We start from the raw sequence: 16,712 nt of genomic DNA, 5'->3' as shown, positions 1-16,712 counted from the left end.
CCCCAGACACCACGCACCCCATCGCCAAGTCCGACCGAAATCACCCTCGACGAAAAATCGAGGCTAGACGTGCTCAACGCGCCCACCCAGGCGCTCCTCGGGCGGCCGCTGATCGGCAACGGCGCCAACGGGGCACCAGGAACCGGCGCCAACGGCGGGGCTGGCGGACTCTTATGGGGGAACGGAGGAGCCGGCGGGTCGGGTGGACCTGGCCAGCCGGGCGGCAACGGTGGCGCTGCGGGCCTATTCGGCAACGGAGGCGCGGGCGGGGCCGGTGCGAACACCGCGGCGGGCAACGGTTCACCCGGCGGAACCGGCGGGGCGGGCGGCCTGCTCTTCGGCACCGGCGGCGCCGGCGGCACGGGCGGCAGCACAAACCTGGGGACCGGTGGCGCGGGCGGCGCGGGCGGGGCCGCCGGACTGTTCGGCTCCGGCGGTGTCGGAGGCACGGGCGGGAACACCCTGAATGGTTCCAACGGCGGTAACGGCGGCGCCGGCGGCGCAGGCGGACTGTTCGGCAACGGAGGCCTCGGCGGATTGGGCGGCAAGGGCGGCACCAGCGGCGGGGACGGCGGCGCCGGAGGTGCCGGCGGCACACTTTCCGGCTCCGGCGGTGCCGGGGGTACCGGCGGGCAGGGCGTTACCGCCGGCGGTTTCGGTGGGGCCGGCGGTAACTCGGGCATGTTCTCCGGCGCCGCCGGCAGTGGTGGCGCCGGTGGCATTGGTGGCACCGGCGGCGGGCCAGGCGGTACCGGCGGCAGCGCCGGCGGACTCTGGGGCGATGGCGGCGCCGGCGGAACCGGCGGCATGGGCGGAACCGCCGGCGGACTCGGCGGCAAGGGCGGCAGCGCGGGAATGCTCTTTGGCGCAGGTGGTACTGGCGGTGCCGGGGGATACGGTGGCCCCTTCGGCGGTACCGGCGGGGCCGGCGGTGCCGCCGGTCTCGTGTGGGGCAACGGTGGCGCGGGCGGCGTCGGCGGTTTTGGCACCACATTCGGCGGCGACGGCGGCGCAGGTGGGAAGTCCGGCAACCTGGGCGACGGCGGCGACGGCGGCGCCGGCGGCAGCACGATAACGGGGACGGCTGGTGGCAAGGGCGGCCAAGGCGGGGCTGCCGTGCTTGTCGGTAACGGCGGTAACGGCGGTAACGGCGGTAACGGCGGTAGCGGTCCGAGCACCGGCGCCGCAGGCGCGGGCGGCACCGGCGGTTCGTTGCTCGGGCAGGACGGCTTGAAGGGCTTGCCCTGACGAACACAAACTCACTTCTGCGCCTCAACTGATTGAGGCGAATGCCCCATGCACCGCGATCGGTTTAGCGGCGACTATTTCCGCACGCGTAACCGATCGGAGTTGTCACATGTCGTTTGTCATTACGGCGCCGCAGCTGCTCTCGGCGGCGGCAGCAGATTTGAACAGTGTCGGATCGATGCTCAGTGAGGCCAACGCTGCTGCGTCGGCTCAGACAACGTCCCTACTGGCCGCAGGTGCCGATGAAGTTTCGGCGGCAATCGCAGCGCTGTTCTCTGCGCACGCCCAGGAGTATCAGGCGCTCAGTGCGCGAGCTGCGGCATTTCACGAGCAGTTTGTGCGGACCCTGACGGCGAGTGCCAGCGCCTACGGCAGTGCCGATGCGGCCGTCGCCTCGCCGCTCGAGGAGGCGCTCAACGCGGTGAATGCGCCCTTCCGGACACTGCTGGGCAGGCCGTTGATCGGCGACGGCGCCAACGCGGCGCCGGGCAGCGGCGCCAATGGGGGTGCCGGCGGGATCCTGTTCGGCAACGGCGGCGCCGGCGGATCGGGCGGGCCCGGTCTGCCGGGTGGCAACGGCGGAGCCGCCGGACTATTCGGCAACGGCGGCGCCGGCGGTGCCGGCGGCGACCTGGCCAACGGCAACGCTGGGGCCGGTGGGGCCGGCGGGGCGGGCGGCCTGCTGTTCGGTGTCGGCGGTGCGGGCGGCATCGGCGGGAACTCAAACCTCGGCACGGGTGGCGCCGGAGGTGCGGGCGGTGCTGCTGGATTGTTCGGCACCGGCGGGGTCGGCGGCGCCGGCGGAAATTCCGCGGTTGGCATCTCCGGCGGCAAAGGCGGGATCGGCGGTGCCGGCGGGCTGTTTGGCGATGGCGGCGCTGGCGGCGCCGGCGGCAAGTCCGGCGGTACCAGTGGCGGCGACGGCGGCGCCGGTGGGGCCGGCGGCATCTTCGGCGGATCGGGCGGGGACGGTGGCACCGGCGGTCAGGGCAGCACCGGCGGCGGGAAAGGCGGCGCGGGTGGCAACTCCGGCGCCCTCTACGGCTCCGCCGGGGACGGCGGCACGGGGGGTATCGGCCAGGCCGGCGGCGGGATGGGCGGAGCCGGCGGCAACGCGGGTGGGCTGTGGGGAACGGGCGGCGCCGGTGGCACCGGCGGGTTCGGCGGTGCGGCGGGCGCCAACGGCGGTGCCGGCGGCGCTGGCGGCTTGCTGTTCGGCGCCGGTGGTGCCGGAGGCACCGGCGGCAGTGGCGGCACCTTCGGCGGCACCGGCGGTGCCGGCGGCGCAGCCGGCATGCTTTGGGGTGACGGAGGGGCCGGCGGACTCGGCGGGTCCGGCAACGTCTTCGGCGGCGTAGGAGGCGCCGGGGGCAAGGCCGGGGCGATCGGCAACGGCGGCGACGGCGGCGACGGCGGCAGCGCTGGCCCGGCAGGGACTGGTGGCGGTAAAGGTGGCGCCGGCGGATCGGCGGTGCTGATGGGTAACGGCGGCAGCGGCGGCAAGGGCGGAACAGGCCCGTACCCCGGCGAAGCCGGCATCGGCGGCAAAGGTGGGGCGCTGCTTGGAATTAACGGGTAACCGGGTCCGCCACTACCTGCACCAGACCGAATCAGTTGCGCTCCAACAGCTCCAACAGGTAGCCGCCGTATCCGGACTTCAGTAGCGCGCGGGCCCGCTGCGCTAACTCGTCGTCAGTTATCCAGCCGTGCCGCCACGCAACTTCCTCAGGAACACTGACTTTCAAGCCCTGACGGAGTTCGAGCGTGCGCACGAAATCGGACGCGTCCAGCAGCGAGTCGAAGGTCCCGGTGTCCAGCCATGCCGTGCCCCGCGCCATCACCTCGACCGACAACCGACCTTGGTCTAAGTAGGTCTGATTGACGTCAGTGATCTCGTACTCGCCGCGCGCCGACTTCTTCAAGCCCTTGGCGATTTCGATCACGTCGTTGTCATAGAAGTACAAACCCGGTACCGCATAATGGGATTTCGGCTTTTCCGGCTTCTCCTCCAACGACACCGCCTTGCCGTCAGCGTCGAATTCGATGACACCGTAAGCCGACGGATTGGCCACCCAATAGGCGAAAACCGCCCCACCGCTAATGTTTTGGAATCTACTGAGGCTGGTACCAAGCCGCGGACCGTAAAAGATGTTGTCTCCCAACACCAATGCCACCGAGTCGTTGCCTATGTGGTCAGCGCCCAGGACGAACGCCTGTGCCAGACCGTCCGGACTGTCCTGTGTCACCCAGCTCAGGTTGATGCCGAATTGCGAGCCATCACCGAGCAGACGGCGAAACCCTGCCGCGTCATGTGGCGTCGTGATGACCAGGATGTCGCGGATGCCCGCCATCATCAGCGTGGACAGCGGGTAGTAAACCATCGGCTTGTCGTACACCGGCAGCAGTTGTTTGCTGATGCCGATGGTGATCGGATGCAGCCTGGTGCCCGAACCGCCGGCCAAGATGATCCCGCGCATAACTGGCTCCTCAATCCTCGGTCGGCTTACTCGACGGCGTCCGCCTCGGTGAGGTCGGTGGCCGCCAGCGCCGATTCCAGATCCTCGTGACGGAACACCGAGGTGACATGGTCTCGGACCACCCGGAAGGCCGACGCCGCGGTGATCACCCTGTCGGGAGCATCGCGGTCGGCGATCTTCTGCTCCGCGACGACGATCCCGTCGTACACGTACATCCGGCCCAGCTCGGCCGTGGTCGTCAGCGATTCGGCCCACTTGCGCAGCGCCGCGTGTCCTTGCGCCGCGCCGTGAGCGTCACCGATCTCGATGTCGTCACTGGACAACGCCACCAGGGTGTCGATGTCACCGGCGTTGAGGGCGTCATGCCAGGCCAGCACGGTGGCAATCTCCGATGTGGTCATGGTCTGCAAGTCTAGAGAGGCGTGCGGTCCAGCCACCTCTGCCATACGGCGTCGTCGCCGAAGACCTTGACTCCGGTGTCGGCAACCGGGACTCGGCGCGTCATCGCCAGCAGCAGTTCGGTGGCACTGCCCCGCAACGCCACCGTGCCCTTGCCGTGCGCGTGCGACCACGTGACGTCACCGCCGTCCAGGGCGGCGGTCCATTCTCCGGCTTCGCCGAGGCCAACGTCGGTAGCGTGTAGATGCAATGTCTCGTCGCCCTCGAGCGGGAGCGGCGCGCCGTCGTTTCCGGCCTGAATCACAATGCGCTCAAGGAATTCGGTTATTCCGTCGGCGGCGACGGCGGGTTCGAGGTTGAATTCGCTTCCGATGGCGAGTGCGGCATCGGCGCGGTGCACCGCCGTCTCGTGTAGCCGGCGCCTTAGCCACCAATTCGCCGGGCGAGTGCCCAGGAATGTCCACACCGGCGTCTCGACCCCGGCTAGCTCGACCGCGTCGATGAGCCGCTGCGCGCCGCCGCTGAGCCACGAGATCGCGTCATCGGGATCCGGCGGCGGCTTTCCGCCTTCGACGCTGCGGGGATCGAGGTAGTGGTCGAGTTTGTCCTTGACGATCTGTGCGGCCCAGCGGTCTCCGCGGCCGACGTGCTTTAGCAGTTGTCCGATATTCCAGCCCGGGCAAGCGGGCACGGGTGTCGAATGGTCCGCTTTGCGGATCAGTTCCCCGAATGCGCGGTTCTCTTTGACGAATTCCGACGCGTAATCCACGCCGGTCACGCTACTCGCCGCCCTAGCGATCCATGTTGAAAAGCGAAGCCGATCTCAGCGGCCGCGCACCAGGGTCACCACGTGGGAGCAGTAGCTCAGCACCCGGTAATTGGACCCCATGCGCTTTTGTACCGGGCGATCAGCATTGCAGTGCGGGCATCGCATGGTGGCGGACCCGGTAGAGAAGGACTCTTGCCCACTTTCATTTGGCATGCTAACTATTCTGCGAGCCGTGCTTGACACCCGTCAAATCCATCGCCAATTTTTGTGACGAAGCCCTCACAGTCGTTTCACGCAGGTGAGGGCCACATTTGCTGCTGGTGCTACGGCCGGCCAACTGATTGAATCGCCGAAATACATGGGTATTAAGTGATGCCGATAACTACTACTGTGAGGAAATGAGCGCCTATCAGACCGTGGTTGTCGGCACCGATGGCTCGGACTCGTCACTGCGTGCCGTGGAGCGGGCGGCCGCAATCGCCGCGGATCACGGCGCGAAATTGATCGTTGCGACGGCCCACCTCCCCGTCGCCGAGGAACGTGGCCGTTACGCCATCCCACCCGGGAGCGACCACGGCGCCGACTATCGGACGGTGGGCGAGGCTCCCTTCTACGCGATACTGCAGGACGCCAGGGAGCGGGCGCACAAGGCCGGCGCCACGGATGTGGAAGAGAAGTCGATCGTCGGCGCCCCGATCAGTGCGCTGGTGCACCTGGCCGAGGAGATGCTGGCCGACTTGCTGGTCGTCGGCAACGTCGGACTCAGTAGCGTCGCGGGGCGGCTGCTGGGATCAGTCCCTTCTGAGGTATCCCGCAAGGCCACGGTGGACGTGCTGATCGTCCATACCACCGGTTGAGTAGATTGGTCACCTAAGTACTTAGGGTGAGGTGACGACAATGGCGTTCGACACAGTGATCAGCAACGGCCGTTGGTTCGACGGCTCCGGTGGCCCGTCAGCGATCCGCAACATCGGTATCCGTGATGGCCGGGTTGAAGCCATTTCCCCGCAACCACTGGATACCGACGGCTGCCCCAATGTCATTGATGCCGAAGGCAAATGGGTGATTCCCGGCATCATCGACATCCACACCCACTATGACGCCGAGGTACTGGCGGCACCGGAGTTGTCCGAATCGCTACGGCACGGCGTCACCACCATCGTGATGGGCTCCTGCTCGCTGTCCACCGTGCACGTCGACGCCGGTGAGGCCGCGGACCTGTTCGGGCGGGTGGAGGCGATTCCGCACGAACACGTGGTCCGCATCGTCGGAGAGCGCAAGACGTGGAACAACGCGCAGGAGTACATCGACGCGCTCGAATCATTGCCCTTGGGTCCGAATGTGACCGCGTTCATCGGTCACTCCGACATGCGTACCGCGGTGATGGGCCTGGACCGTGCCACGCGCGAAGACGTGCGCCCCACCGGTTCCGAGCAGGCCCGGATGGAGGAGATGCTGTCCGAGGCAATCGACGCCGGGTTCCTCGGAATGTCCTCGCAGCAACTGCTTTTCGACAAGATCGATGGTGAGACCTGCCGGTCCCGCACGCTGCCGTCGACATACGCCAAACGCGGCGAGTTGCGTCGACTCAAGGCCCTGCTGCGCCGGACTGGACGCGCCCTGCAATCCGGCCCGGACATCAGCCACCCGCAGAACATCGTGTCGCAGGCGTTCCAGTCACTGGGTATCCGGCGACCGCTCCTCAAGACCAGCCTGCTGGCGGCCGCGGACATGAAGTCGTCGCGGGGTGCGGTGTGGTTGGTCATCGCGTTGTCGGCGATCGTGAATCGGTTGGGCGGCGACTTCCGGTTCCAGCACTTGCCGGTGCCCTTTGAGGTCTACGCCGACGGGATCGACCTGGTGGTGTTCGAAGAGTTCGGAGCGGGCGCGGCGGCGCTGCACCTCAAAGACGAACTCGAACGCAACGAGCTGCTGCGCGACGAGGAATACCGGAGACGCTTCCGCAAGGACTACGACAACAAATTCGGTCCGCGCGCCTGGCATCGCGACTTCTTTGACGCCGAAATCGTTTCCTGCCCCGATACGTCAGTGGTGGGCAAGTCCTTCGGCCAGGTGGGCGTGGAACGCGGCGGGTTACACCCGGTGGACGCCTTTCTCGACCTGGTGCTCGAGCACGGCACGAAGATCCGTTGGCGTACCACGATTTCCAACGATCGGCCGCACATGCTGCGCCGCCTCGCCCGCGACAACGGCCTGCAGATGGGCTTCTCGGACGCGGGTGCACATCTGCGGAACATGGCGTTCTACAACTGCGGTCTGCGCCTGCTGCGCCATGTCCGGGACGCCGAGAAGTCCGGCCAGCCGTTCATGTCGGTCGAGCGCGCGGTGCACCGACTCACCGGAGAGTTGGCGGACTGGTACGGCCTGGACGCCGGCCACCTGAGGGTGGGCGACTGGGCCGACCTTGCGGTAGTCGACCCCCAGCGCCTCGACGAGTCGCTGGACGCCTACCACGAAGCCGATGTTGCGGCCTACGGCGGACTGTCGCGCATGGTGAACCGCAATGACCAGACGGTCAACGCCGTTTTCGTCTCCGGGCGGCAGGTATTCCGCGACGGGCAGCCCACCGAAATCCTCGGGCGTGAGCGCACCGGCGGCTTCCTGCGCGCCGACGGTCGCCCCCGAAACGTGCCCCGCCCCGTTTCCAAGCCCGTCAGCGCTTAGGCCGCCGAGCACCCAGCCGGAACACCCGCCAACCCGCCTGCTCCCAGCGACATACATCCAGGCAGTTGCGGCCGTCGACCACGACCTTTGACCGCACCCGGTCGGACAGGTCCCGTGGGTCGAGTTCGACGAACTCCCGCCACTCGGTGAGCACCAGCACAGCGTCGGCGCGCTCGCAGGCTTCCGCGACCGAAACCGCATAGTTCAGCGTCGGAAACAACCGGTTGGCATTGTCCAACGCCTTGGGGTCGTAGACGTTGACCGCGGCACCGTTGAGTTGCAACTGACCCGCGACGTTGAGCGCCGGCGAGTCACGCACGTCGTCGGACTCGGGTTTAAAAGCCGCGCCCAGCACGGCGATGTTGGCTCCCAACAACGAACCGCCGCATGCGGCGGTGGCCAGTTCGACCATGCGGGTGCGCCGACGCATGTTGATGCTGTCGACTTCACGCAGGAACGTCAGTGCTTGGTCCGCCCCCAACTCTCCGGCGCGCGCCATGAAGGCACGAATATCCTTCGGTAGGCAACCACCTCCGAAACCCAAACCCGCATTGAGGCATTGGCGTCCGATGCGGGGGTCGTACCCGAGCGCGTCGGCCAGCAGACTGACGTCCGCTCCCGCGGCTTCGCACACCTCCGCGACGGCATTGATGAACGAGATCTTGGTGGCCAGAAAGGCGTTGGCGGAAACCTTGACCAACTCCGCCGTCTGCAGATCCGTGACCAGGAAAGGCACTCCCGAATCCAGCAGCGGCCCATACAGTTCCTTGACGACCGCTTCGGCGCGGGTCGAATCGTCTTGTACGCCAAGCACAATGCGATCCGGATGCAAGGTGTCATGCACAGCGAATCCTTCGCGCAGAAACTCGGGGTTCCAGGCGATCTCGACGTCGACCCCGCGCGGTGCCAACGCGGCGGCCCGCCGGCCCAGCTCAGCCGCGGTGCCGACCGGCACGGTCGACTTTCCGATCAGCACCGATGCCCTGGTAAGACGCGGAACCAACGCGTCGATGACGGCATGCACGTGGCGCAGATCGGCCCCGTACTCACCCTTCTTCTGCGGTGTGCCAACGCCCAGAAAGTGCACATCGGCGAACTCGGCCGCCAGGTCATAGTCGGTGGTGAAGCGCAGTCGTCCGGCAGCGAGGTTGCTGCTCAACAACTTCCGCAAACCAGGCTCGTAAAACGGGATGTCTCCTCCGGAGAGCTTGGCTACTTTTCCTGGGTCGATGTCAACGCCGACGACCTCGTGTCCCAGTTCTGCCATCCCGACGGCGTGCGTCGCTCCCAGGTAGCCCGTGCCGAAGACGGTGCATCGCATGACACCGTGTGTATGCGGCCGCGATGAGCGAACCGCATCGCGACGCTGAACGGCAGATGACGGCTAACCGGCGAAATTAGATGCCGGGGATACCGGGGATGTTGAATCCGCCGCGGCCGCCGCCACGACCGCCACCACCTGGCCCCTTGCCGCCGGGGCCTTTGCCCCCGCCGCCAGGGAGCTTGAAGTCTGGGCCTTTGCCGCCGCCCGGCCCCTTGCCCGGACCGCCACCACCTCGACCGCCACCACCTGGCAGGCCTGGGCCCGGCGGATTGAAGATGTCTGGGATCGGCACGGGCACGGGCACCGGAATCGGCGCGGCCGGCGCCGGTGCGGGAACCGGAGCCGGTGCCTGAGGCACTTGCACCGGGGCCTGCGGCGCCGGCGCTTGCGGCACGGTCACGGGCGGCGCCTGCGGCACGTTGACCGGGCCCTCCGGCACGTTGGCAGGACCCTGAGGCACTGGCACCTGCTCGGGCGTGGGCGCCGGCGCCGGCGCCTGCGGAGTCGGGGCGGGGGCCTGCGGTGTTGCAGGTACCACGACGTTCTGTCCCGGATCGGGCCGTGCGGTTGACGTCGAACGAATGCTGACGGCCAGCGACACCACCAGTGCCGCGACACCGACGATGAAAATGCCGGCCATCACGCTGCCGAAGAACGCGAACGGCTTGCGCTCGTCCTGCTCCACGTAGGCGGCCTGCGTTCCGGTGTGGCTCTCGTCGGGCACGGCGCTGTAGGCCAGCATGGCATTGCCCGTGTCCAGCTGGTGGGAAACGTCGTCGAAGTAGGCCGGGTCGAGTGCGTACGGGTTCATCGAGCCCGTGCCGTGCACCTGCGCATACGCTTGCGCCGCGGTCGACGACACCAGCAACGGGGTGCTCGCCGCTGCCAGCGCCGCCCCGCGAGCCAACGCCGTTTCAGGCTCCTCCGGGGCCGTCACGGGCAGCGTGCTGGCCGCCTCGAGGGCGGGCTTAATCAGCGGTAGGTCGACACCACTACCTACTACGAACAAAGCGTCCGGTCGCTTCGGCAACCCCTTGGCGGCAGCCGCCAACTCGGTGAGTTGTGCAACCGCCGCGTCGTCGTCGTCCGGCAACGGCTGGCGATGAACGTCTGCGATCGACCCGTCATAGCTGTTTACGACGGCCAATGTCGCCGTGTCGGGCTCGATGAACAGCAGTGCCGTCTCGGCGTAGTCGGTTTCGTTGCCGACGGCCTGGGCCAGCGCCGCTGCGGCCAAGAATGCCGAGACCAGCATCACGTTCTCGACCTTGCGATGAGCCAACGCGTCGCGTAGTTCTGCCGCCTGCGCCGGGTCTCTCCAGGTCACCCCGGTCGAGGTCAGTTCATAGCCGCCCTCAGCGGCGCCCTCCCTCGTCCCGAGGATCGCCGAAATGACCTGCTCGGTTGCATTTGTCGTTGCTGTGTCCTCGTCGACGGCGACGTCGAACTTGTCCTCGTCGACCAACGCACCATCGCCGTTTTCTCCCTCGACCAGCACCATCCGGACTGCGGTTGGCGCCATCGAGACACCAAGTACGGTGTCCAAAGCTCCCCCAATAGTCGTTTGTGTCGGCGCAGATACGTGAAAGCGCGACTTACGGGTCCCCCAACCTCGACACTTCCAACCCTACCGGCGCCTTTAATTAGCGTGCCAACGCAATTTGCCAGGTCAGTGGAAATTCATAAGTGAGTCCGGCCACTACCTGCGTCCGGGGAACCCGGGGAACCCGCCGCCGCCAAACGGGCCTTTACCCCCGCCCTTACCCCCACTAAAGGGGCCCTTTCCACCGCCACCACCAGGACTTAGGCCGGGAATGCCGCCACCGCCGAACGGGCCTTTTCCGCCGCCGCCGGGACTGAGGCCCGGGATGCCGCCGGGACCACCACCGGAACTGCGGCCAGGGCTGAGCCCCGGGACGCCACCCGGACCCCGACCCGGCCCGTTGCCTGGACTGAGGCCCGGAATGCCCGGGATGCCGCCGGGGCCACGGCCCGGTCCGTCACCCGGGTTCAGGCCCGGTATGCCGATTCCCGGTATGCCGTCATTGCCGGGACCGCCGGGCCTGGGTCCTGAGTTCGGTGGCTTCGGGACCGGCGCCTGCGGCACCGGGCGAATCTTTGGCGGTGACACGGGCAGCTGCGGTTCCTGCCGCGGAGCCGGAGCCTGGACGGCAGGCGGGCGGATGATCGCGTTGGGGTTCGGAATCTGGACCGGCGGGACAATTATCGGCACCGGCACGATCGGCGGGACGGCCGCTGGTTCGGGTGCCGCGGGAGCCGGCGCCGGCAATTGCGGCGCCGCGGGCACCGCAGGCAGCACCGGCGCGGCGGGAGCCTGCGGAACCGACGCCGCAGGAGGCGGAGCCGGTAGTTGCGGGCCACCACCCTGGGGCGCGGCCTGCGGAACCGGCACGTCGAGCTTCGGTTGCGGGGCGGCCACAGGTGGTGCCGCAGCTGGCGGGCTGGGCTCAATCAGCCGGTTCTCGTTCGGGCGCGGCTCCAGCGCCACCGTCGGGCGGATATCAATCGCCAGCGCGATCTGGAGCGCGACGACCGCGACGATGGCGATCAACGCCAGTGCGCTCCCGATCAAAAGCCCTGACCTGTGCTTACCCTTGACTTCGCCGGGGGCCTCGTCAGCGTCGACCGGGTCGTCCCCCACGGCGCTGTAAGCCAGACCGCCGTCCTCGGCGAGAAGGTCCACTCCGGGATCAGGATCTTGGGCATACGCCAGGGCGGTGGTGGTGGATGCAAAGAGCGGCGCATTGCCCGAAGCGAGCGCGGCTCCCCGAGCCAGCGCCATCTCCTGCTCCTCGGGCACGTTCACCGGCAGGGTCGTCGCCTCGTCGAGCACCGATTTGATCAGGCCGACGTCGACTCCCGTGCCGACCACGTACACGCCGTTGGGGCGGGTGTCCATCGCCTCGGTCGCAGCGACCATGCCGACCACCTCGGCCATGGCGGCGTTGTCGTCCTCGGACAACAGCTGCTTACGCACGTTCCACGCCGAACCATCGTCGCTTTGCACGACCGCCAAGGTCGCGGTGTCGGGCTCGACGAACAAGACCGCAGTCCGTTGGTAGCCCATGGCGGCGCCGACGGCCTGCCCCAGCGCGGCCGCGGCCAGAAAGCCCGAGACCAGCATGACGTTTTCGATCTTGTGGGTACTCAGCGCATCGCGTAGGGCAGCCGCCTGAATCTCGTCTGTCCATGTCACACCGACGGAAGACAGGCGCAAACCGGCCTCCTGCGCACCTTCGCGGGTGCCCAGGATCGCGGCGATCACTCGTTCGGTTGGATCGACGGCGGCCGAATCTTGGCCGAAGCGAAAACCGTCCTCTTCAATGATTGGGCCGTCGGCGTCTTCGCCCTCGATCAATGCCATCCGGATCGCCGCCGGCGCCATCGATACTCCGAGTACGACGTCCAAGAAACCCCCTCAACTTTCGTTAGACGATCTCAATGATCGTCCCGAAAGCTGTGGCTGAGCTAGGTAGTTCGTATGAAATTTTGGTACGAGCGGGAGGGAGTGGGCCCTCGCTGTCCCTGGTATTTGGAGCCGACGCCCGAACTGCCGTAGGGACGTTCCGACGGGCTGGTCAAGCGCAGGATGCACAATTGGCCGATCTTCATGCCCGGCCACAGCGTTATCGGCAGGTTGGCGACGTTGGACAGCTCCAAAGTGATGTGGCCGGAGAAGCCCGGATCGATGAAGCCGGCGGTCGAGTGCGTCAGCAGTCCCAGCCGACCCAGCGACGACTTGCCCTCCAGGCGCCCCGCGAGGTCGTCGGCGAGCGTCACCAACTCCAAGGTCGAGCCCAGTACGAACTCGCCCGGATGCAGCACGAATGGTTCCCCGTCGACGGGTTGCACCAGGGTCGTCAGCTCGTCCTGCTGTTGCGCCGGGTCGATGTGCGTATAGCGGGTGTTGTTAAACACCCGGAACATGCAGTCGAGTCGGACGTCAATGCTGGACGGTTGGACCAGGCTGTCGTCGAACGGATCGATACCTAACCGTCCGGCGGAGACTTCGGCCCTGAGGTCGCGATCGGAGAGCAGCACCCGACGAGCGTATCTGTCGCCTGAGCGCTAGGAAGGCTCAGCGGAGATAGATTTCGTGGCCGGTGGGATATCCGCCACCGGTGGTGGTGACGTGGACGTGGTCGTAGTGGCCGTATCCCGAAGAACGGGCGCCTCCGGGCGTGTAATACGTGCCCCGCCAGATGGCATCTTGGATGCCGAACCGGTCCGCGTTCTCCATCACGTACGCGACGATCTCATTCCCGAGCGCTATGCCCGCCGCGCTGGTGGGGTTGGGGATCATCACGTCTAGGGCCAGACCGTTGGGATGCCAGCGCAGCGCGTCCGGTCGCACGCCGCCGATCTGGTGAATCTCGGGGAAGGACGCGCTGATACTGCGCGCCACCAGGATCGTCCGGACCTGAAGGCCCTGCTCTGGCGCGACGCCAGCCGACAAGAATCGACTCTTAATCCGGTACCTGGACGCTGCAGCAAATTGGTCTCCGGGGAAACCCGCGGTCGACGCATTGGGGTCGCCGGGTATATCGAACGCCAATGCCCTCGGCGTAGGCGTCACGATCTCCACGCAGCACTGCGGCCCCTCGGCAATCACTGGTTTGGCGAGGTCGCCGGCCGAGACTGGATACGAGTCACCCGCGACGGCGAAGTACACGGCGGTCGGGGCGACCACCGTAGCCAGCACTACTGACCATTTACGCCGCTTCCGGGCTAATGAATGCCTGCCCACGGGAAGCACCATACGATATAACGAATCAATAAACATCCCCCGCGTCAGAAAACTTTGTCAGCGAGGGCACCGTCACTACCTGCGCGGATGGCCGAGATTCATTGTGTCTATGACATCTAACGGGTTTATACGGTTGTTATGAGTTTCATCAGAAAACATCCCTAGAGTGACGAGTACCACCGAATTACAAGAACGTCATTCAGCTCGGCGGTGCCCGACGCGCGACACGTCGGCGGCATCAAGCGCCGGGACTCGCCACCGTCACACGCCCCTAGGTGCTAGCCTTTCGGGGCGAAAGCGCCGATGTAGTTCAATGGCAGAACATCAGCTTCCCAAGCTGAGAACGCGGGTTCGATTCCCGTCATCGGCTCCACGAAGCAGGCGAAATGAACCCAGCTCCTGCCTCGGTGAGGCCAGTGGTCCCGTAATGGCCCCGGACTCAGTGGGGGAAGTAGCCGGGTGCGGGCCGCCGTCTTTTTATGAATGTTTTAGCCCCGACGTTCGGTAGGCCCGACGTACGGGATGTACGGGGACACGCCTCCATCACCGTCGTGGCCGTGGCAACAACATCGACGCTTGGTTGGCTGGCGAGCCCAGACGTCGAAGCTTGTCGCCACCAGTGCACTGGTGGAGAGACGGGCAGCCTAGACAACACACCGCGCGTCAGCTTCTATCACGAGGGGTGCGCCTGGGTCATGGTCCAGCGTGCAGCCAGGGTGTCGCAAATGGTGCGTTGCTCGATCTCATTCAGGTCGTGCATGAGGAGCCCTTCGATGGTGAAGATGCCAATCATCACTTCGGCTTCCACGGTCGAAGTCGAGACTCCGGCAGTCTCTAATTCGTGACGGGCCAGGGCGCCGGTGATCAGATGGAAGTTGTGATGCCACTCGGCTATGGCGGCCGAATGTTCGACGCGGGCGTGCACCGTCGTCACTAGGCGGCTCATCTGGCGCAGCTGGCGAACCACCCACGGCAGTCGGGCAGAAATCGGTTCGGTCGCAACTTGTTCATATTGTGGCCAGACGTCGGCCATGACGCTCTCGAGCACGGCGACTAGAACGTCGTCCTTATCCCCGAAGTACCAGTAGATGGTGTTGGGCGCCACCCCGGCCTCCTTCGCAAGGCGACTCATCGGGGTGGCGTCGTAGCCGGCGTCGATGAATAGCCGTCGTGCTGCAGCAACGATTTCCGCACGTTTCTCGTCGGCCGCCTGCGGGCGTTTGTTCCGTGCCATCGTTCCCTCTGCATCGACTAGATCACACTGTATTGAACAGCATTCAAGAACTTTGTTACCTTTGTTGAATAGCATTCAAGATACTCGGGGGAGACCAAGCCTATGAACCAACCACTTACCTATGTCCGACACGACGTCACGTTCACTTCCGAGGGCACATCCTGCGCGGCGTGGCTCTACCGGCCAGATGGCGTTGAGAGTCCGCCTATCGTCGTCCTGGCCCACGGGTTTGCCGCCTTCCGCGAACTGCGCCTGGACGCCTACGCCACACGATTCGCCCAGGCAGGCTACGCCGCCCTGGTGTTCGACTACCGGCACTGGGGTGCCAGCGAAGGACAACCCCGCCGCATCCTTGACATCGCCAAACAGCACGCTGACTGGCGGGCCGCCATCGCCTACGCCCGCAGCCTGGACAACGTCGACACCACCCGGGTGGTGGCATGGGGTTCCTCCTTCGGCGGTGGCCACGTCCTGAACTTGGCCGCCCGCGACTACGATCTCGCAGCCGCTATCGTCCAGGTGCCCCATGTCACCGGACCCGCATCCGCGTTCTCTCAATCCCCCAAATTGGTCGCACGCCTCATCGCCGCAGCATTGCGCGATCAGGTCGGCGCATGGCTCGGGCGGGAACCGTACCGGGTGAAGTCCGTCGGCAGGCCTGGCGAGGTCGCCATGATGACCTCACCCGGCGCCTATGAACTCGTCGAGGAGATGGCCGGGGGCGAAGCGGCCGAGCACAAGCGCGAGCAACTTCTGGCCGAAAACGACGTCGCCGCCCGCATCGCCCTGCGCGTGCCGCTCTATTCACCCGGACGCAAGGCCACAGATATCACCGCACCGACCCTGGTGCAGCTAGCAGTACGTGATGACGTGACGCCCTACGCGAAAGCTCAGAAGATCGTGGCACGCATCCCCCACGGTGAAGTCCGCTCCTACGACTGCTCGCACTTCGAGCCGTACCTGGACCCGCACTTCGACGGGATCGTCACTGACCAGATCGACTTTTTGAATCGCCACGTCCCAGTGGCTTAACTCCAACGCCAGCGGCCTTGCATCCCGCAGCGCATCCGATCCGCCCGGCAGTGATGGCCGACGTCTACCCAGTGAGGAACACCGACCCGTGAACACGACGACGTGCTGCCCTGATCACGGGGGAAGCGTTGGAAACCATTCGGGGTTCAACGCTCTCACCAAGCGCCTATTGGGTTAGGTACACCCCGAACACCCACGCGGCGGTGGCGAGCAGCGCGGCAGCCAACTCGACACCCATCGATAACGCGACACCTTTCACGGCGTGCTTCGTCGACGTCCATGCCACTCGCTGGTCTCCGCGAGCGGCCAGTTCCGCCACGTAGACACCCAGCACGAAGCCGATCACGAGGCCGATCACCGGGATTACGAAGAACCCAACGATGCCCACTATTGCGCCCGTTGCCAGACTCAGCGTGCGCACGTCGGCGGCCCGCATCCGCTTCACCGGCCAGGTGTATTTGATCACTGTCGCCACGCCGAGCAGCGCGGCCACCACACCGAGCGTCACCCACGCCGTGATGTTGTTCTCGACGACGGCCCACACCACGATCGCTCCCAAGACCAGCAGCGTGCCCGGCAATAGCGGCACCACGATGCCGATGATTCCGACGGCGATCGCGAGTGCTACGAGGACGATGCCGGCAGCACTCATGTTCTCAACGTATCTCTGGTGGCAGCTGCAAGGGCTTCGCCTAGCGAGGGTTGACAGCCGGTACCGCGGGTAATGGATACCTAGGCGGCGTGTGCGCACGTCAGCAACACGCCAAGGAGGTCAC

Annotated in this window: 14 protein-coding genes, 1 tRNA gene and 1 pseudogene; 6 read left to right on the top strand and 10 right to left on the bottom strand. The window is 66.3% G+C overall.

Features of this window, described 5'->3' with window-relative positions:
• Nucleotides 1-63: 63 nt before the first annotated feature.
• A pseudogene (locus tag G6N68_RS30405) lies at nt 64-291 on the top strand (PGRS repeat-containing protein); the annotation flags it as partial.
• 1,066 nt (nt 292-1,357) lie between these two features.
• Nucleotides 1,358-2,827: a PE family protein gene (locus G6N68_RS00835; protein ID WP_163706736.1), complete on the top strand. Its 1,470-nt coding sequence runs from the start codon at nt 1,358-1,360 to the stop codon at nt 2,825-2,827.
• A 31-nt stretch (nt 2,828-2,858) separates the two neighbouring features.
• Here G6N68_RS00835 and rfbA read toward each other — a convergent pair whose 3' ends face one another.
• Genes rfbA through G6N68_RS00820 form a run of 3 tightly spaced genes read right to left on the bottom strand, consistent with a single transcriptional unit; the run spans nt 2,859 to nt 4,893 of the window.
• Nucleotides 2,859-3,725: a glucose-1-phosphate thymidylyltransferase RfbA gene (gene rfbA / locus G6N68_RS00830; protein ID WP_163706734.1), complete on the bottom strand. Its 867-nt coding sequence runs from the start codon at nt 3,723-3,725 to the stop codon at nt 2,859-2,861.
• Nucleotides 3,726-3,751: 26 nt separating this feature from the next.
• Entirely contained in the window at nt 3,752-4,126 is a 375-nt protein-coding gene (locus G6N68_RS00825; RefSeq protein ID WP_163706732.1) for a nuclear transport factor 2 family protein, read from the bottom strand.
• Between the two features lie 11 nt (nt 4,127-4,137).
• A complete protein-coding gene (locus G6N68_RS00820) occupies nt 4,138-4,893 on the bottom strand; it encodes a maleylpyruvate isomerase family mycothiol-dependent enzyme (protein ID WP_163706730.1) in 756 nt (251 codons plus the stop codon).
• 398 nt (nt 4,894-5,291) lie between these two features.
• Between G6N68_RS00820 and G6N68_RS00815 the strand changes: the two genes are divergently transcribed.
• Together G6N68_RS00815 and G6N68_RS00810 are read left to right on the top strand one after the other, a co-directional pair.
• Complete coding sequence (locus tag G6N68_RS00815; protein WP_163706729.1) at nt 5,292-5,750, top strand: universal stress protein; 459 nt, start codon at nt 5,292-5,294, stop codon at nt 5,748-5,750.
• A 40-nt stretch (nt 5,751-5,790) separates the two neighbouring features.
• Entirely contained in the window at nt 5,791-7,578 is a 1,788-nt protein-coding gene (locus G6N68_RS00810) for an N-acyl-D-amino-acid deacylase family protein (RefSeq protein WP_163706727.1), read from the top strand.
• Here G6N68_RS00810 and G6N68_RS00805 read toward each other — a convergent pair.
• The 5 genes from G6N68_RS00805 to G6N68_RS00785 all read right to left on the bottom strand — a co-directional run bounded on the left by G6N68_RS00805 (nt 7,568) and on the right by G6N68_RS00785 (nt 13,670).
• Entirely contained in the window at nt 7,568-8,899 is a 1,332-nt protein-coding gene (locus G6N68_RS00805; protein ID WP_163706725.1) for a UDP-glucose dehydrogenase family protein, read from the bottom strand. The genes G6N68_RS00810 and G6N68_RS00805 overlap by 11 nt on opposite strands.
• Before the next feature lie 76 nt (nt 8,900-8,975).
• Nucleotides 8,976-10,448 carry a DUF7159 family protein gene (locus G6N68_RS00800; protein WP_443093968.1) on the bottom strand — a complete coding sequence of 491 codons (1,473 nt, stop codon included), beginning with the start codon at nt 10,446-10,448 and terminating at the stop codon, nt 8,976-8,978.
• 153 nt (nt 10,449-10,601) lie between these two features.
• Nucleotides 10,602-12,332, bottom strand: coding sequence for a DUF7159 family protein (locus G6N68_RS00795; protein ID WP_163706720.1), 1,731 nt, complete (start codon nt 12,330-12,332; stop codon nt 10,602-10,604).
• A gap of 59 nt (nt 12,333-12,391) precedes the next feature.
• Nucleotides 12,392-12,964 carry a dCTP deaminase gene (gene dcd, locus G6N68_RS00790; protein WP_163706718.1) on the bottom strand — a complete coding sequence of 191 codons (573 nt, stop codon included), beginning with the start codon at nt 12,962-12,964 and terminating at the stop codon, nt 12,392-12,394.
• 37 nt (nt 12,965-13,001) lie between these two features.
• The gene (locus G6N68_RS00785; RefSeq protein WP_240355320.1) at nt 13,002-13,670 is read right to left on the bottom strand and encodes a VldE C-terminal domain-containing protein; all 669 of its coding nucleotides are present in this window, start codon (nt 13,668-13,670) and stop codon (nt 13,002-13,004) included.
• 299 nt (nt 13,671-13,969) lie between these two features.
• Between G6N68_RS00785 and G6N68_RS00780 the strand changes: the two genes are divergently transcribed.
• A tRNA-Gly gene (locus tag G6N68_RS00780) sits at nt 13,970-14,043 on the top strand.
• A gap of 300 nt (nt 14,044-14,343) precedes the next feature.
• Here the strand turns inward: G6N68_RS00780 and G6N68_RS00775 are convergent.
• A complete protein-coding gene (locus tag G6N68_RS00775) occupies nt 14,344-14,904 on the bottom strand; it encodes a TetR/AcrR family transcriptional regulator (RefSeq protein WP_163717969.1) in 561 nt (186 codons plus the stop codon).
• Nucleotides 14,905-15,006: 102 nt separating this feature from the next.
• Between G6N68_RS00775 and G6N68_RS00770 the strand changes: the two genes are divergently transcribed.
• On the top strand, nt 15,007-15,936 hold the full coding sequence (locus tag G6N68_RS00770; RefSeq protein WP_163706714.1) for an alpha/beta hydrolase: 930 nt from the start codon (nt 15,007-15,009) through the stop codon (nt 15,934-15,936).
• A gap of 166 nt (nt 15,937-16,102) precedes the next feature.
• On the opposite strand, the gene G6N68_RS00765 is transcribed toward G6N68_RS00770, so the two are convergent.
• A complete protein-coding gene (locus G6N68_RS00765) occupies nt 16,103-16,588 on the bottom strand; it encodes a DUF456 domain-containing protein (RefSeq protein ID WP_163706712.1) in 486 nt (161 codons plus the stop codon).
• Nucleotides 16,589-16,712 lie beyond the last annotated feature (124 nt).

The sequence above is a fragment of the Mycobacterium bourgelatii genome (assembly GCF_010723575.1).
In the GTDB taxonomy this organism is placed as follows: Bacteria; Actinomycetota; Actinomycetes; order Mycobacteriales; family Mycobacteriaceae; genus Mycobacterium; species Mycobacterium bourgelatii.
This window is presented reverse-complemented; position numbering and strand designations above follow the sequence as displayed.

What these genes read in the sequence shown, in the direction of transcription:
- G6N68_RS00775 (WP_163717969.1), bottom strand. Translation starts at nt 14,904, where the DNA reads ATGGCACGGAACAAACGCCCGCAGGCGGCCGACGAGAAACGTGCGGAA.
- G6N68_RS00810 (WP_163706727.1), top strand. Translation starts at nt 5,791, where the DNA reads ATGGCGTTCGACACAGTGATCAGCAACGGCCGTTGGTTCGACGGCTCC.
- G6N68_RS00805 (WP_163706725.1), bottom strand. Translation starts at nt 8,899, where the DNA reads ATGCGATGCACCGTCTTCGGCACGGGCTACCTGGGAGCGACGCACGCC.
- G6N68_RS00815 (WP_163706729.1), top strand. Translation starts at nt 5,292, where the DNA reads ATGAGCGCCTATCAGACCGTGGTTGTCGGCACCGATGGCTCGGACTCG.
- G6N68_RS00770 (WP_163706714.1), top strand. Translation starts at nt 15,007, where the DNA reads ATGAACCAACCACTTACCTATGTCCGACACGACGTCACGTTCACTTCC.
- G6N68_RS00825 (WP_163706732.1), bottom strand. Translation starts at nt 4,126, where the DNA reads ATGACCACATCGGAGATTGCCACCGTGCTGGCCTGGCATGACGCCCTC.
- G6N68_RS00765 (WP_163706712.1), bottom strand. Translation starts at nt 16,588, where the DNA reads ATGAGTGCTGCCGGCATCGTCCTCGTAGCACTCGCGATCGCCGTCGGA.
- rfbA (WP_163706734.1), bottom strand. Translation starts at nt 3,725, where the DNA reads ATGCGCGGGATCATCTTGGCCGGCGGTTCGGGCACCAGGCTGCATCCG.
- G6N68_RS00835 (WP_163706736.1), top strand. Translation starts at nt 1,358, where the DNA reads ATGTCGTTTGTCATTACGGCGCCGCAGCTGCTCTCGGCGGCGGCAGCA.